Genomic DNA, 14,279 nt, shown 5'->3' on the forward strand with positions numbered 1-14,279 from the left:
TCAGGTCAGGCTGCGCGGCCGGATCGCGTTCGCGAGATCGACGAGTGTGTAGCGGTGTGTGCGGGAGGGTGCGTTGCGCGCCAACTGCCGCAGGGCCGCTTCGGCGCCCAGACGGAGTCCCTTCTCGGTGAACGGCACGTCGAGGATACGGTCGTATTCGCGACTCGACGCCCGCCCGCTGCGCACCCATTCGAGCGCCGTCCCGAGCACGAGCGCGCGCATCTGCAGGGCGCGGCCCTCGTCGGGTGGCAGCGACGCGATCCGGTGTGCGGCCTCGCGCAGATCGACCTCCGAGATCTCCTCGACACGACCGCCCCGCAACAGGACCAGAGCGGCGGTCATGGTCGCGGCGCTGTGATGCCGGGAGGTCATCGGCACTTCGTCGAGAACGTCTACTGCGGCGCGGATCTCGTCGCGGGCGGTGAGTTGGCGCGCGAGCCCGAAGGCGGCGCTGACGACGGCGTGATCGGTGCGCCACACGACCCGGTAGGACTCCTCGCAGAAGCGTCGCCACGCGGCCGGATCGTCGCTCTCCCAGTGCTGGAGCGTCAGTTCGGCGGTGGCCCCGAGCGCGATCTTCGGGGCGATCTCGCCCGGGAGTGCCTGCAGCACCTTGTCGAACCGCGCGAACGCTGCCTCGTAGTCGTCCTGCAGCAGTTCGGCGATGCCTGCGTACCAGTCCATTCGCCAGTCGTTGCCGAAGTCGCGTTCGAGGCGGGTGAGGATCTCGACGGCGCTGTCGACCTGCCCGAGATCGAGATACGCGCGGGCCTCGGCCAATGTGATCTCCCTGGAGAACGACACGTCGGACGCCCCGACGACCCGCCCGACACCGTTCTCGCGCGCGTGCCGGAGGGAGTCGAGGGTCTGCTGTGGTTCGCTGTGCACCGCGGCGGCGAGGAGCGCGGCACTCGGATCGTTCGGATCGAGCAGAGGGACCGGCAGCGCGGCCGCGACATCCTGTCCCCGCAGCTTGGCGTCGCGTTCGATTCCGTCGGCGTACACATCGGTGGGCACGAGCGCCTCGTCGGTACCGAAGGTCGTCCGGGGTGGGCTGAACACACCGGACAGGCCGGGATGTTCGGTGCCGAGCTTCTTCGACAGGATCTCGCGCAGCACACCCGTGAGCTGTCCCTGTAGTTCGTCGGCGGACGAGAAACGCTGCTGAGGATCGGGATTCGTGGCCCGTAGGAGCAGTCGGTGGAAGGAGTCGAACTCGGCGAGCAGGGGTGCCTGCTCGGGAGTGGGCAGACCGTCGCGGTAACGTCCCTTGTCCGACGGCATGTCGAGGGTGAGCACTGCGAGGGTGCGTCCGACCGTGTAGATGTCGCTCGCCACCGTCGGCCCGGTCCGGACGATCTCGGGTGCCTGGTATCCCGGCGTCCCGTACAGATAGCCGTATCCCTCGATCGCGGAGACCGCGCCGAGGTCGATGAGCTCGATCTGCTCGTCGGTGACCATGACGTTCTCGGGCTTGAGGTCGTTGTAGACCAGTCCGATGTCGTGCAGATACTGCAGCGCCGGAAGCACTTCGAGCATGTACGCGATGGCCTGCTCGACGGGGATGCGGTTCGGTGGAGGATAGTTGTCGAGCACGGTACGCAGGGTGTGACCACCCAGGTACTCCATGACGATGTATCCCATCGGGGTGCCGTCCGGCGAGGGATGCTCGACGAAGTTGTAGATCTGCACGATGCTCGGATGGCTGACCTCGGCCAGGAACTGGCGTTCGGCCACCGCGACCGCCTGGGCTTCGGCGTCGCCGCCCTGCAGCAAACCCTTCAGGACCACCCAGCGGTCGCTGACGTTGCGGTCGATCGCCAGGTAGATCCACCCCAGTCCGCCGTGCGCGAGGCAGCCCTGCACCTCGTACTGCCCTGCGACGAGATCGCCGCGGTGCAGGGCCGGCGTGAACTCGAAATGGGTGCCGCACTTCGGGCAGTCGCCCTCGGTGGGCCCCGGACCCGAGGGGGTACTGCGGCCCACCGGTTGTCCGCACTTGGAGCAGAACCGCTTTCCCTCGGACACGTGGGGGTCGCGGAGCACTGCCTCGACGGGGTCCTTCGCGGTGGGGACCGGCACGTCGACGAGGCCGGCGATGCGGCGACGCTGGGTTCCGCGCGGACGCACGCGGCGGCTCGACGAGCGTTGCGAGGACGAACCGGACCAGATCGAGGACCGCTGGGTGGATTCGGGCAGCGTGGTGGGGGCGGGGCTGCGTTCGGTGGAGGGGCCTCGTTCGGTGGCAGGCCCGGAGTCCACTGTCCGTTCGGTGGCGGGCCCGGAATCGACCGACGGGGTGTCGGCCGGTTCGGGTTCGTCGGACATGGCCGTCACTCCCGGTAGTTCGGTGTCGGGGGTGGCGGTGTCGGACCGAGCACCCGCAGGTACTTCTCGTACAGCGCCGTCCACGTACCGTCGGAACGGATCCGTTCGAGGGTCGCATTGACGAACCGTACGAGCTCGTCGCTGCCCAGCCGGATCCCGATACCGTACGGCTCGGATCCCAGGGAGGGACCGACGAGTTCGAGATAGGGGTCCTGCGAGGCGAGGCCGGCGAGGATGGTGTCGTCGGTGCTCACGGCGTCGACCTGCTGTTGCTGGAGGACGACGAGACAGTCGGCCCACGACGGCACGGTGAGGATCGACGCCGACGGCTGCACCTCCCGCATCCGGAGCAGCGACGTGGTGCCGTCCACGATGCAGACGCGCCGGCCGGCGAGATCGGCGGCGGCGCGGATGTCGGAACCCTTGACGACGAGTACTCGTTGCTGGGCGCGGAAGTACTCCGTGGAGAAATCCACCTTCTCGCGTCGGGCACACGTGATGCTCATCGTCTTCGCGACGATGTCGACCGTCGAATCCTGCAGCGCCTTCTCGCGTTCTGCCGAGCTCAGGATGCGGTAGTCGACGAGGTCGGGGTCGCCCAGGAGGTCGCGGGCGATCTCACGGGCGATGTCGACGTCGAAGCCCGTGATCCGTCCCGTCGCGGGATCGCGGTAGCTCATGAGATTGCTGCCCGTGTCGAGGCCGACGATCAGCCGGCCGCGCGCCCGGATCCGATCGATCGCGGGTCCGGTCGCGCCCGGATCAGGCGGCAGGGATGCGGTGGGGTCGCCGCAGTCGGGAGCGGGCGGCGTGGCCACCGAGGACTCCAGCAGCCGCGCGTTCTCGGGGAGCGGGACGGATGTCGTCGAACCCTGGAGACCGGGGGCGCGCGGTGGGGGATCGGTCGCGCACCCGGCGGCGAGTGCGGCGACGACGCACAGGCCCACGGCGAGAACGCGCTCTCTCACTGGTACTCCTTCAACCGGGGCCGGAGACCGACCCACACTCCGACGAGCGCCACCGTCAGCAGGATCACCGACATCGGTGTGAGACCGGCGAGGGTGCGTGACGCGCGGAACTCGTTGTCGCGCAGTTCGGTGCGGGTGCCGTCGATCGCTTCCGTCAGGGCTCCGTCGAGGGCGACGAACCGGGCGGTGGATTCGCCGGGACCCGCCCCGACCGCGAGGACCGAGGCGGCCGCGTAATCCCCGCGCGCGAGGGCGTCGACCATGCGTGCGTGCGAGTTGATCCAGGCTTCGTGCGCAGACCGGGCCGCCGTGACCGCCTCGGCGCCCGCCTCCAGGACGGACTCGCGTCCGTACACGTCGAGGATGTCGCCGAGTCTCGACATATTGGTCCCGAAGGTGTCGTCGTACGCGCCGGTGGTGTCGCGCCGGGCGATCAGCAGGGTTTCGGCGGTGCGTGACTGCTGGGCGAGGATCCGTCCCTCGGTGAGATCGGCGAGCGGTGCCGCGCCCCGTTCGATGGCGCGTTCGGTGGCGCTCGACGAGGCCAGGCCGGCGACGAGCAGCCAGCACAGCAGCGCCCCGGTCGCACCGATCGCGACGATGAGCCCGGGATTCAAGGTGCGACGACTGCGGCGGCTCACCACGACGTGCGCTGCGCACAGTGCGGCGACGGTGACCAGGAGCAGTCCGATGGCGAGCCAGGGTGGTCGCACCGCGTCGCGCTGGGTGTCTTCGACGGCGGCGACACCGCGCGTGTGCAGTTCCTGTGCAGCCGGGAGCAATTCGGTCTGCATCAGATGCGAGGCCTCGCCCAGATAGGCGGAGCCGACCGGATGCCCGGTGCGATTGTTGGTGCGGGCCGTCTCGATCAGCCCGGTGTAGACGGGCAGCAAGCGCCCGATCTCGGTGAGGTTGTGCGCCGTCTCGCGGTCGGCGTCCGTCAGGCCCGTCGCTGCGATGACGAGATATTCCGCCGCCTCGTCGGTGGCCCTGATGTAGCGACTCCGCACCGCCTCCGGTTCGAGCCCGCCCGAGATGAATCCCGTCACAGCGGCGGCGTCGGCCACCGAGAGCGCGCTGTAGAGATTCTGGGCCGCGCTCGCGAGCGGTTCGACGGACATGAGGAGACGGTCGTGGGTGGCCTGCCGGCCGGCGACGGTGGTGGCGGACACCGCGGCCGAGGCCACGAGCAACACCGTGAGCACCGCCCCGAGTATCAGCAACCGGACCGGGGTCGAACGCAGCAGGGCGCGGAAGCCGTTCAAACGGGCGTCCGGATCGTCCGTACCCGCGGTCTCGCGCACGTGGCTCTCGATGGGAGCGAAGGGAGGGGTGATCCGCACGTCCACCGGGCGCTCCCTTCTTCGTGTCGAGCGGTCTGAGGGGAGCATATAAGCAGCCCGGCGGTATTGTTGCCGTCCACGGACGGCGGGATCCGGTACCGGGCACAGGTCCGGGCGAGGTGGATCGGAGAGGCGGACGCAATGCGTGGAGACGGCGACGGCTGGGCGGTCGGCCCGGACGGCGAGAAGCGCTGGGGACGACACGGCGCCGCAGGCCTGCTGCTGCGCGCTCCGCTGGCGGACGGTCGCCCCGCGGTACTCCTGCAGCACCGGGCGGCATGGTCGCACCAGGGTGGGACCTGGGCCCTTCCCGGTGGTGCCCGCGACTCGCACGAGAGCACCGTCGACGCAGCCGTGCGGGAGGCGCACGAGGAGGCCGGGATCGACGTCGAGGCCGTGACGGTGCGAGCCGAACGCGTCACCTCCGGTCTCGCCGGTGGGTGGACCTACACCACCGTCGTCGCCGATGCGACCGAGACGCTCGTGACCAGCCTCAACCAGGAGAGCACCGAACTGCGCTGGGTGCCGGAACCGGACGTCGAGACGATGCCGCTGCACAGCGGCTTCGCCGAGGCGTGGCCGTTGCTGCGTACCTCACCGGTGCGCATGCTGCTCGACACGGCGAACGTGCTCGGGGCCAGTGGCCCCACCGGGTGGTGGCGCGACCGCCCCGGTGCGACCGATGCCCTGCTCGCCGACCTCGCCGCGGCGCTGCCCCGCACCGTCGAATTTCCCGACGGCTCGTTCGGCTGGGTGCCCCGCGTCGAGGCGGTCCTCGAAGGGCACGCCCGCGACGCGACGATCGACGACGTCCGGATCCCGGTGCACACCGCGGACGGCAGCGGCGACGACGAACTGGCCCGGCTCGCCGCGATCGCGACGGCCGTGGTCGATCCCGGCGTGACGGTTGTGGTCGACCCGGGGGTGACGGTCGTGGTCACCGCGGATCGTGGCCTGCGCGCGCGGTTGCCCGAGGGCACGATCGCGATGTCACCCTCGGCCGTGCTGGGCTGGCTGTAGCCCTCAGGCCGGCAGAGCTGCCTGCTGTACCGACGCTCAGGCCGGCAGAGCCGCCTGCTGTACCGACGCTCAGGCCGGCAGAGCCGCCTTCAGTGCAGCCGCGGCTGCCCGCGGATCGTCTGCCTTCGTGATCGCCCGGACCACCGCGACTCGCGTAGCACCGGCGTCGAGCACCTCGGGGAGCCGCTCGAGGTCGATCCCGCCGATCGCGAACCACGGTCGTGCCGGCTGCGACTGTGCGACCTCGCGCGTCACCTCCAGCCCCGCGGCGGTACGGCCCGGCTTGGTCGGGGTGTCCCATACCGGTCCGGACGCGAAGTAGTCGACGCCCTCCTCGATGTCGGCGAGCGCGGCCTGCGCCCGGCTCGACGTCGAACGGCCGATGACGATCTCGTCGCCGAGGATCTGCCGCGCGTGCCGCACCGGCAGGTCGCCCTGACCCAGGTGCAGGATGTCGGCGCCCGCTGCGAGCGCGATGTCGGCGCGGTCGTTGACGGCGAGGAGCGCTCCGTGGCGCGCGCACGCCTCGCCGATGATCTCGAGGGCGGCGAGCTCGTCGCGTGCCTCGAGCCGTCCGAACTTCTTCTCGCCGGCCGAGTCCTTGTCGCGCAACTGGACGATGTCGACCCCACCGGCGAGGGCCTCCTCGACGAACCGTGCGAGGTCGCCGGTGTCCCGGCGGGCGTCGGTGCACAGGTACAGCCGGGCGGTCGCGAGTCGGCCGCGCGGGTCGGGATGGTTGCCGCGATAGGTGGTCACGGACAAGACGGTAGCCTCTAGGGCGAAAGTGACGACACGGGAGTCCCGGGGATCGCGGGGCTGAGAGGGGGCCTGCCGGCCCCGACCGTTATGACCTGACCCGGATCATGCCGGCGCAGGGAGTGAGGTGGACCAATGGCAACTGTGGCCGTCGTGGGTGGCGGAGTGATCGGGCTGTCGATCGCATGGCGCGCGGCCCGCGCGGGGCACGTCGTGACCGTGCACGACCCGAACCCCGGTAGCGGAGCCTCGTGGGTGGCCGGAGGAATGCTGGCACCGTTGTCCGAGGGCTGGCCCGGTGAGGACCACGTCCTGTCCCTGGGTGCGGCCTCTCTCGACCGCTGGCCAGGCTTCGCGGAGGCGCTGCGCACGGAGACCGGCGTCGACGTGTTCACCGCCGAGGCGTCCCTGACCGTCGCGCTCGACGCGGCCGATGCGGCCGACCTGCGGACCGTCGCCGAATGGGTGGGGGAGCAGGGGCACGAGATGCAACTGCTCTCCCGCGCCGAGATCCGGGAGTTCGAGCCGTCCCTGGGCCCGAAGGTCCGTCTCGGGCTGCTCGCCCCCACCGAGTCGTCGGTCGACAACCGTGCGCTCGTAGACGCCCTGCATGTCGCGGCGACCGGCGCCGGGGTCCGTTTCTCGGGCGCCGCCGTGCACGACCTGGCCGACCTGCCGGACGACCAGGTGGTGCTCGCGGCCGGGGTGGCTTCGGCACGTCTGTGGCCGGACCTTCCGGTCCGCCCGGTCAAGGGCGAGATCCTGCGCCTGCGGGTGCGGCCGGGCGCGACCCCGCCGCCGCAGCGCACCGTGCGCGCGAGTGTCCACGGGCGCCCCGCCTATCTGGTTCCGCGCCACGACGGTCTCGTGGTGGGGGCGACGCAGTACGAAGCGTCCGACACGCAGGTCACGGTGGCGGGCGTGCGCGATCTGATCTCCGATGCCGAGATCATCTTTCCGGCGCTCGGCGAGTACGAACTGTCCGAGGCGAGCGCGGGCCTGCGCCCGATGACCCCCGACAATCTGCCGCTGATCGGCCGGGTCTCCGATCGTGTCGTCGCCGCGACCGGGCACGGTCGCAACGGTGTGCTGCTCACGCCGCTCACCGTCGACGCGGTGCTCGCCGAACTCGGCGGGCGGTCGCTGGCCGATGCGAAACACGCCTGTCCCCGACGAATTACGGAAGCGAGTGTGGGATGACGAACGAGGTGTCCGTGGGCATCACCGTCAACGGTGAGGACAAGTACTACGACGCGGCGCCGACGGTGTCGCAGCTGCTCAACGAGCTCGGTCTGCCCGAGAAGGGGATCGCGGTCGCCGTCGACGGTGTCGTGTGCCCGCGAGGACGCTGGTCGGAGCCGGTGTCCCGGGGTGCGAACGTCGAGATCCTCACGGCGGTCCAGGGTGGCTGACACACGCGATCCCGGCGCCGACCTGCCGGAACTGACCATCGCCGGCCGCACCTTCGGATCGCGGCTGATCACCGGTACCGGCGGTGCGGCGAACCTGGCCGTGCTCGAGGAGGCGCTCGTCGCGTCGGGCACCGAGCTCACCACCGTCGCGATGCGCCGTGTCGACGCGGCCTCCGGAACCGGTGTCCTCGATCTGCTTCGCCGCCTCGATATCGAACCGCTGCCGAACACGGCCGGTTGCCGCGGCGCGAAGGAAGCGGTGCTGACCGCGCAGCTCGGCCGGGAAGCACTGGAAACCGACTGGGTGAAACTCGAGGTCATCGCCGACGAACGGACACTGCTGCCCGACGCCATCGAACTCGTCTCGGCGGCCGAACAACTCGTCGACGACGGCTTCGTCGTCCTGCCGTACACGACCGACGACCCGGTCCTGGCGCGACGCCTCGAGGACGTCGGATGTGCCGCGGTGATGCCGCTCGGCTCGCCGATCGGCACAGGTCTCGGTATCTCGAACCCGCACCACATCGAGATGATCGTCGAGGCGGCGGGCGTGCCGGTGATCCTCGACGCAGGGATCGGAACCGCCTCCGACGCCGCGCTCGCGATGGAACTCGGGTGCGACGCAGTCCTGCTCGCCACCGCCGTCACCCGCGCGAAGGATCCCGCGTTGATGGCCTCGGCGATGCGGCACGCCGTCGAAGCGGGATTCCGGGCGCGGCACGCCGGACGGATCCCGAAACGCTTCTGGGCCCAGGCATCTTCACCGATGGAACCGTGACCGCTACGGGAAACCCCTGAGCACCTTGGTGTTCAGGACGGTTCCGATTATTCCGCGACCGGATACCGTTCGGTCTGTACGATCCCCGGGCATGACAATTGCACAGGAACCGCCTTCGACGGCCCGCTCGACGAGTCCCCTGACGCACCGCGTACGGCTCCGGGGTGTGTGATCGGATGCGCTCGCCCGAGCCGCACGTAGGGTGGTGCGCATGATCGAAGTGACCGGCTTGACCAAGACCTTCGGGTCCACGACCGCGGTCGACGACCTGACGTTCACGGTCCGTCCCGGCATCGTCACCGGCTTCCTCGGCCCCAACGGGGCGGGGAAGTCCACCACGATGCGCATGATCCTGGGACTGGACCGGCCGACCTCGGGAACCGCACTGATCGAAGGGAAGCCGTACCAGGAGCTGACGCGGCCGCTCACCACCGTCGGGGCGCTGCTCGACGCGAAGTGGGTGCATCCCAATCGATCGGCGCGGTCCCATCTCGCCTGGCTGGCCGCGTCGAACGGACTGCCCGCCTCCCGCGTCGACGAGGTGTTGCGCCAGGTGGGGTTGACGGAGGTCGCGGGCAAGCGTGCGGGTGGTTTCTCGCTCGGGATGTCACAGCGCCTCGGCCTTGCCGCCGCGCTGCTCGGCAACCCGCGCGTCCTGCTGTTCGACGAACCGGTCAACGGCCTCGACCCCGAGGGCATCGTGTGGATCCGGCGGTTCATGCAGGCTCTCGCCGCAGAAGGCCGCACGGTGCTCGTGTCCAGTCACCTGCTTTCCGAGATGGCGCAGACCGCCGAACATCTCATCGTCATCGGCCGCGGCCGGCTCATCGCGGACACCTCGGTGAAGGAGTTCGTCGACCGGGCGTCCGACTCGTTCGTGGTGGTGCGCAGCCCGCAGCTCGGTGAACTGCGCTCCGCGCTCTCCGAGCGCGGGCACACCGTCCGGGAGGACGACGGCGCCCTGCACGTCTCGGGAGCTCCGGCGGCGGAGATCGGCGAACTCGCCGCGGCCCGGTCGATCGTGCTGCACGAACTCGCGGGACGCAACGCGTCGCTCGAGGAAGCGTTCATGAAACTCACCGGTGGCGAGGTCGAATACCACGGATCCGGAGTCGACGACGTCATGAAGGGTGGACTGTGATGAGTACGGCACTCGACACACTGCGGGCCGAACGGATCAAGCTCACGTCGGTGCAGTCGCCGCTGTGGTGCACCGTCGTCATCGTCGCTCTCGGGTTGGGGCTCGCTGCGATCCTCGGCTCGGTCTCCCGCGCGTCTGCGGGGATGGACGACGAGATGGGGCAGTTCTATCCGACCGTGGATGTCGCGGTCAGTGGAGTCACCGGCTTCGGCGTGCTGGTGCTGATGGTTCTCGCGGCGCTGTCGGTCACGAGCGAGTACCGCTTCGGGGTCATCCGCACGACCTTCCAGGCCACCCCGAATCGCAGTCTGCTCCTGACGATGAAGGCCCTGCTCATCGGGGTGCTGGGCGCTCTGCTGACGGTCGCGGTCTCGTTCGGGGCCTTCTATCTCGCGAAGGCGCTGGCCGGTCCCGACGCCGGGCGTGATCTCGTCCTGAGCGGTGACACCGCGTGGCGTGCGGTCTACGGCACCGCGATCTACGCGTTCCTGTGCGTCTTCCTCGCGGTCGGCGTCGGCACCCTGTTGCGGCAGTCGGCGGGCACGATCGCGCTGCTCATGCTGTGGCCGCTGCTCCTCGAGTCGTTGTTCGCGCTGTTCGGTTCCGTGGGCCGCGAGATCCAGCCGTTCCTGCCGTTCGCCAACGCGAACAACTTCCTGGGTATCGGTCAGGGAATCGAATTCCATTGGGGTCCATGGGGATCGCTCGTGTACTTCGCCGCCTTCTCCTTCCTGGTGTTCGCAGCGTCGCTCGTGGTGGTCAACCGTCGCGACGCCTGACACTCCCGCACCGCCGCACTGCGCCGCACGGATTCCCCGTGCGGCGCAGTGCTTTTTTGTACGCTCGGACGATGGCGCGGGCGCAGACGAGATACGGCATGCGGGGAGCGGCGCTGATCGCCGCCGGGGTGCTCCTGACGGCGGGATGCTCGGAGGCGGAGGTGGAGGCGCCGCCCGTGGATCCGGCGGCGCTCGCCGACGCCGTGCAACTCGACGCCGTCACGGCGCACCTGACGGAACTCGAACGCATCGCCGCCGAGAACGACGGCAACCGCGCGCTCGGTACTCCCGGTTACGACGCGAGCGTCGACTACGTCGCCGGAGCTCTGCGTGGCGCCGGATTCGACGTGCAGACACCGGAGTTCGACTCGACGTTGTTCGCGGTCGAGAACGAGCAGCTCGTCGTCGACGGGGACCCGATGGGCGTGAGCGCACTCGGTATGTCGCCGTCGACGGGACCGGACGGGCTCACCGCACCCGTCGTGCGCATCGCCCCCGACGACACCCCGGGCTGCGAACCCACCGACTACGACGGCGTCGACGCGACCGGCGCGGTGGTGATCGTCGATCGCGGCGTGTGCACCTTCGCCGTCAAGGAGCAGGTCGCCGCCGACCGGGGAGCGGCCGCGCTGATCGTCGCCAACAACGAGGACGGGCCGCTCGATGCCGCCGGTCTCGGGGCGGAGTCGAACCCTCGTATCCCGGTCGGGGGTGTAGCCGGGGCCGATGCGGAACGCCTCTCCGCCGCGACCACCGTGACGATGACGCTCGAGACCCGCACCGAGGATCAGAAGTCACGCAATGTGATCGCCCAGACCCGCACCGGCTCGACCGACGACGTGGTCGTCGTCGGCGCGCACCTCGACAGCGTGCCCGAAGGGCCGGGGATCAACGACAACGGCACCGGCGTCGCCGCCGTCCTCGAGACCGCGCGGCAGCTCGGCAGCGAACCGGGAGTGACCAACGCCGTGCGGTTCGCGTTCTGGGGTGCCGAGGAGGTCGGGCTGGTCGGCTCCACCAGGTACGTCGAGTCGCTGTCCGAGGAGGAGCGACTCGACATCGCGCTGTACCTGAACTTCGACATGCTCGGCTCACCCAACGCCGGATATCTGGTGTTCGACGGCGACGACTCCGATTCCGTCGGCGAAGGACCCGGGCCGGAGGGCTCGTCGGGGATCGAACGGACCTTCGCGCAGTTCTTCGACGAACGCGGAATCGACGTCGGAGGAACGGATTTCGACGGCCGCTCCGACTACGGTCCGTTCGTCGCCTTCGGCATCCCCGCGGGCGGGGTGTTCACCGGTGCCGACGACGTCAAGACCCCCGAGCAGGCCGAGCTGTGGGGTGGCACCGCCGACCAGCCCTTCGACCCGAACTATCACACCCCCGAGGACACCCTGGCCGGCATCGACCGCGACGCGTTCGCGGCAGCAGCCGCCGCCGTCGCCTACGGCACGGCCGTCTACGCGAACTCGGTCGACGGACCCGACGGGGTCCCCACCGGCGACCGGCGAGCACAGGTGCGCGCCGAGTTCACCGAATGAGGGCGGGCGTCGTCAGCGCTCGTGCAGGCGCCACAGCGGGTTGACCGGCCCATGGCCGTGCCCGAGGTCGTAGGCCCACTCGAGGCACTTCGTGATCCATTCCTTCGCGAACTCGACGGCTTCGGGCACCGACCGGCCGTGGGCGAGGGCCGACGTGATCGCGGCTGCGAGCGTGTCGCCGCCACCGTGATCGTTGCCGGTGTCTATGCGAGGCGTGCTGAACTCGAGGAAACGGTCGCCGTCGAACAGCAGATCGGTGCTCATCTCCGAGCTGCGCAGATGGCCACCCTTGACGATCACCCACTGAGCGCCGAGCGCGTGCAGAGCTTCGGCGGCGCGGCGGGCCGAGGCGTCGTCGACGACCTCGATGCTCGTGATCAGCCGTACCTCGTCGAGGTTGGGGGTGACGACGGTGGCGAGGGGGACGAGCACACCGCGGATCGCGTCGAGGGCGTCGGCGTGCAGCAGCGGATCACCGTGCATGGACGCGCACACCGGGTCGACGACGAGCGGCACCGTCCGGTCGCGGCCGATGCCTACCTCGCAGCACACCTGGGCGACGGCCTCGATGATCTGTGTGGAGGCGAGCATGCCCGTCTTCACCGCGGACACACCGATGTCCTCGACCACGCAGCGCACCTGATCGGCCACGGTCTCGGCGGGGATCTCGTGGAACCCACGGACTCCGACCGAGTTCTGGACCGTCACGGCCGCGACCGCGACGCATGCGTGCACACCGCACATCGCCATCGTGCGCGAATCGGCCTGGATGCCGGCTCCACCCCCGGAGTCGGTGCCGGCGATGGTGAGGGCTCGAACCGGGGTCTCGCCTCGAGGCGACAAGGGCAGAAGTTCCACGCAGACACCCTACCGAGGGTGTGTTCGATCACGGCCGGGCGGCGCTGAGGCGGGCTCCCGTTGCGAAACACGACAGCGTTACCGGCGGTCCCCTCCGCAGTGTTCTATAGTGGCACAGGTCACAGTTCGATCACGCAACACCTTTTGGAGGCGCTCATGAACACGAGTTCGCCGGACCTCGACGTGTCGGACAACGCCGACCAGAACCGGTTCGAACTGCGCCTCAACGGTGACCTCGTCGGCATCCTGGGGTACTACGACTTCGAACGTGCTCCGGCGCCGAACCCGCCGGTCGTCGACTTCATGCACACCGTGATCGTCGAGGACTTCGGTCATCGTGGTCTCGCGGCCGTCCTCGTCGGTGGTTCGCTCGATCTCGCGCGCCGGCGGGGTTGGCGGGTGCGGCCGGTGTGCACCTATGTGCAGCGGTTCCTCGCGTCGCACGAGAACTACCGCGACGTCGTCGTGCCCCTCGAGCCGCCACGCAACGAACCGCAGCGCAAGGCGTCGCGGCACAAAGTGCCCGCCCGCAAGGCCTGATCAGACGTCGAGGTCGACGATCACCGGGGCGTGGTCGCTCGCGCCCTTGCCCTTGCGCTCGTTGCGGTCGATCTCGGCGCCGGTCACGCGCGCCGTGAAGGACGGCGAGCCGAGGACGAAATCGATCCGCATACCCTGCTTCTTGGGGAACCGCAGCTGGGTGTAATCCCAGTAGGTGTACACCCCGGGGCCGGGGGCGTACGGACGGACCACGTCGGTGTAGCCGACCTCGGCGAACGCGTGGAAGGCGTCGCGCTCGGGTTGCGAGGTGTGCGTCTTGCCCTCGAAGAAGGCCGGATCCCACACGTCGTCGTCGGTGGGGGCGACGTTCCAGTCGCCGACCAGCGCGATGGGCTGCTCGGGAGCCGCGGTGGCCCAGGCGTGGGCGTCGGCGCGCAGCTTGGCGAGCCAGTCGAGCTTGTAGGTGTAGTGCGGGTCGTGCAGGTCGCGGCCGTTGGGGACGTACAGGCTCCACACGCGCACACCCGCGCACGTCGCGCCGATCGCCCGCGCCTCGAGCGCGGGGTCGGTCTCCGGGTCCTTGGAGAAACCGGGCTGGTCCTCGAAGCCGATCTGCACGTCGTCGAGGCCCACGCGCGACGCGATGGCCACACCGTTCCACTGGCTCAGCCCGACGTGCGCGACCCGGTAGCCGAGTTCTTCGAAGCGCTCGTACGGGAACTGCTCGTCCTTGCACTTGGTTTCCTGCATCGCGAGCACATCCGTGCCGGTTCGCTGCAGCCAGTCGAGGATGCGGTCGGTACGGGCACGGACGGAGTTCACATTCCAGGTAGCAAGGCGCACACGCC

Annotated in this window: 14 protein-coding genes and 1 riboswitch; of the genes, 8 read left to right on the top strand and 6 right to left on the bottom strand. The window is 69.7% G+C overall.

The annotated features are described in order from the left end of the window. From GON09_RS22995 to GON09_RS23005, 3 genes are read right to left on the bottom strand one after another with little or no spacing between them, the layout of a single operon-like run. Positions 1–2,328 carry a serine/threonine-protein kinase gene (locus GON09_RS22995; protein WP_244865619.1) on the bottom strand — a complete coding sequence of 776 codons (2,328 nt, stop codon included), beginning with the start codon at positions 2,326–2,328 and terminating at the stop codon, positions 1–3. Between the two features lie 5 nt (positions 2,329–2,333). Further along, entirely contained in the window at positions 2,334–3,296 is a 963-nt protein-coding gene (locus GON09_RS23000) for a glutamate ABC transporter substrate-binding protein (protein WP_213933913.1), read from the bottom strand. Then, on the bottom strand, positions 3,293–4,645 hold the full coding sequence (locus tag GON09_RS23005; RefSeq protein WP_213933914.1) for a hypothetical protein: 1,353 nt from the start codon (positions 4,643–4,645) through the stop codon (positions 3,293–3,295). Before GON09_RS23005 ends, GON09_RS23000 begins: the two co-directional genes overlap by 4 nt. A gap of 135 nt (positions 4,646–4,780) precedes the next feature. Here GON09_RS23005 and GON09_RS23010 point away from each other — a divergent pair, with 135 nt between their 5' ends. After that, complete coding sequence (locus tag GON09_RS23010) at positions 4,781–5,659, top strand: NUDIX hydrolase (RefSeq protein WP_213933916.1); 879 nt, start codon at positions 4,781–4,783, stop codon at positions 5,657–5,659. Positions 5,660–5,728: 69 nt separating this feature from the next. Here GON09_RS23010 and thiE read toward each other — a convergent pair whose 3' ends face one another. Beyond that, positions 5,729–6,418: a thiamine phosphate synthase gene (gene thiE / locus GON09_RS23015; protein ID WP_213933917.1), complete on the bottom strand. Its 690-nt coding sequence runs from the start codon at positions 6,416–6,418 to the stop codon at positions 5,729–5,731. A 26-nt stretch (positions 6,419–6,444) separates the two neighbouring features. Further along, positions 6,445–6,557: riboswitch (TPP riboswitch) on the top strand. On the opposite strand from thiE, the gene thiO reads away from it, so the two are divergent. The 6 genes from thiO (at position 6,554) to GON09_RS23045 (ending at position 12,072) form a co-directional block, all read left to right on the top strand. Next, positions 6,554–7,618 (top strand): glycine oxidase ThiO, encoded by a 1,065-nt coding sequence (gene thiO, locus GON09_RS23020; RefSeq protein WP_213933918.1) that lies wholly within the window; start codon positions 6,554–6,556, stop codon positions 7,616–7,618. Its footprint overlaps the riboswitch before it by 4 nt. After that, the gene (gene thiS / locus GON09_RS23025) at positions 7,615–7,830 is read left to right on the top strand and encodes a sulfur carrier protein ThiS (protein ID WP_213933919.1); all 216 of its coding nucleotides are present in this window, start codon (positions 7,615–7,617) and stop codon (positions 7,828–7,830) included. The genes thiO and thiS overlap by 4 nt, the downstream gene beginning before the upstream one ends. Beyond that, positions 7,823–8,608 carry a thiazole synthase gene (locus tag GON09_RS23030; protein ID WP_307854474.1) on the top strand — a complete coding sequence of 262 codons (786 nt, stop codon included), beginning with the start codon at positions 7,823–7,825 and terminating at the stop codon, positions 8,606–8,608. The genes thiS and GON09_RS23030 overlap by 8 nt, the downstream gene beginning before the upstream one ends. Before the next feature lie 211 nt (positions 8,609–8,819). Then, positions 8,820–9,749 (top strand): ABC transporter ATP-binding protein, encoded by a 930-nt coding sequence (locus GON09_RS23035; protein ID WP_213933920.1) that lies wholly within the window; start codon positions 8,820–8,822, stop codon positions 9,747–9,749. Next, a complete protein-coding gene (locus GON09_RS23040; RefSeq protein WP_213933921.1) occupies positions 9,749–10,528 on the top strand; it encodes an ABC transporter permease in 780 nt (259 codons plus the stop codon). The genes GON09_RS23035 and GON09_RS23040 overlap by 1 nt, the downstream gene beginning before the upstream one ends. Before the next feature lie 71 nt (positions 10,529–10,599). Next, complete coding sequence (locus GON09_RS23045; protein WP_244865620.1) at positions 10,600–12,072, top strand: M20/M25/M40 family metallo-hydrolase; 1,473 nt, start codon at positions 10,600–10,602, stop codon at positions 12,070–12,072. Between the two features lie 12 nt (positions 12,073–12,084). Here GON09_RS23045 and thiD read toward each other — a convergent pair whose 3' ends face one another. After that, positions 12,085–12,930, bottom strand: coding sequence for a bifunctional hydroxymethylpyrimidine kinase/phosphomethylpyrimidine kinase (gene thiD / locus GON09_RS23050; protein ID WP_213933922.1), 846 nt, complete (start codon positions 12,928–12,930; stop codon positions 12,085–12,087). A gap of 156 nt (positions 12,931–13,086) precedes the next feature. Here thiD and GON09_RS23055 point away from each other — a divergent pair, with 156 nt between their 5' ends. Continuing rightward, entirely contained in the window at positions 13,087–13,470 is a 384-nt protein-coding gene (locus GON09_RS23055; protein WP_213933923.1) for a GNAT family N-acetyltransferase, read from the top strand. On the opposite strand, the gene GON09_RS23060 is transcribed toward GON09_RS23055, so the two are convergent. After that, on the bottom strand, positions 13,471–14,274 hold the full coding sequence (locus tag GON09_RS23060; RefSeq protein ID WP_213933924.1) for an exodeoxyribonuclease III: 804 nt from the start codon (positions 14,272–14,274) through the stop codon (positions 13,471–13,473). Positions 14,275–14,279: the final 5 nt, after the last annotated feature.

The organism is Rhodococcus sp. B50 (assembly GCF_013602415.1).
Lineage (GTDB): Bacteria > Actinomycetota > Actinomycetes > Mycobacteriales > Mycobacteriaceae > Rhodococcus.

Bases quoted from the DNA above. Each gene is read 5' to 3' on its own strand.
- GON09_RS22995 (WP_244865619.1), bottom strand. From the start codon at position 2,328: ATGTCCGACGAACCCGAACCGGCCGACACCCCGTCGGTCGATTCCGGG.
- GON09_RS23010 (WP_213933916.1), top strand. From the start codon at position 4,781: ATGCGTGGAGACGGCGACGGCTGGGCGGTCGGCCCGGACGGCGAGAAG.
- thiO (WP_213933918.1), top strand. From the start codon at position 6,554: ATGGCAACTGTGGCCGTCGTGGGTGGCGGAGTGATCGGGCTGTCGATC.
- thiS (WP_213933919.1), top strand. From the start codon at position 7,615: ATGACGAACGAGGTGTCCGTGGGCATCACCGTCAACGGTGAGGACAAG.
- GON09_RS23035 (WP_213933920.1), top strand. From the start codon at position 8,820: ATGATCGAAGTGACCGGCTTGACCAAGACCTTCGGGTCCACGACCGCG.
- GON09_RS23040 (WP_213933921.1), top strand. From the start codon at position 9,749: ATGAGTACGGCACTCGACACACTGCGGGCCGAACGGATCAAGCTCACG.
- GON09_RS23045 (WP_244865620.1), top strand. From the start codon at position 10,600: ATGGCGCGGGCGCAGACGAGATACGGCATGCGGGGAGCGGCGCTGATC.
- GON09_RS23055 (WP_213933923.1), top strand. From the start codon at position 13,087: ATGAACACGAGTTCGCCGGACCTCGACGTGTCGGACAACGCCGACCAG.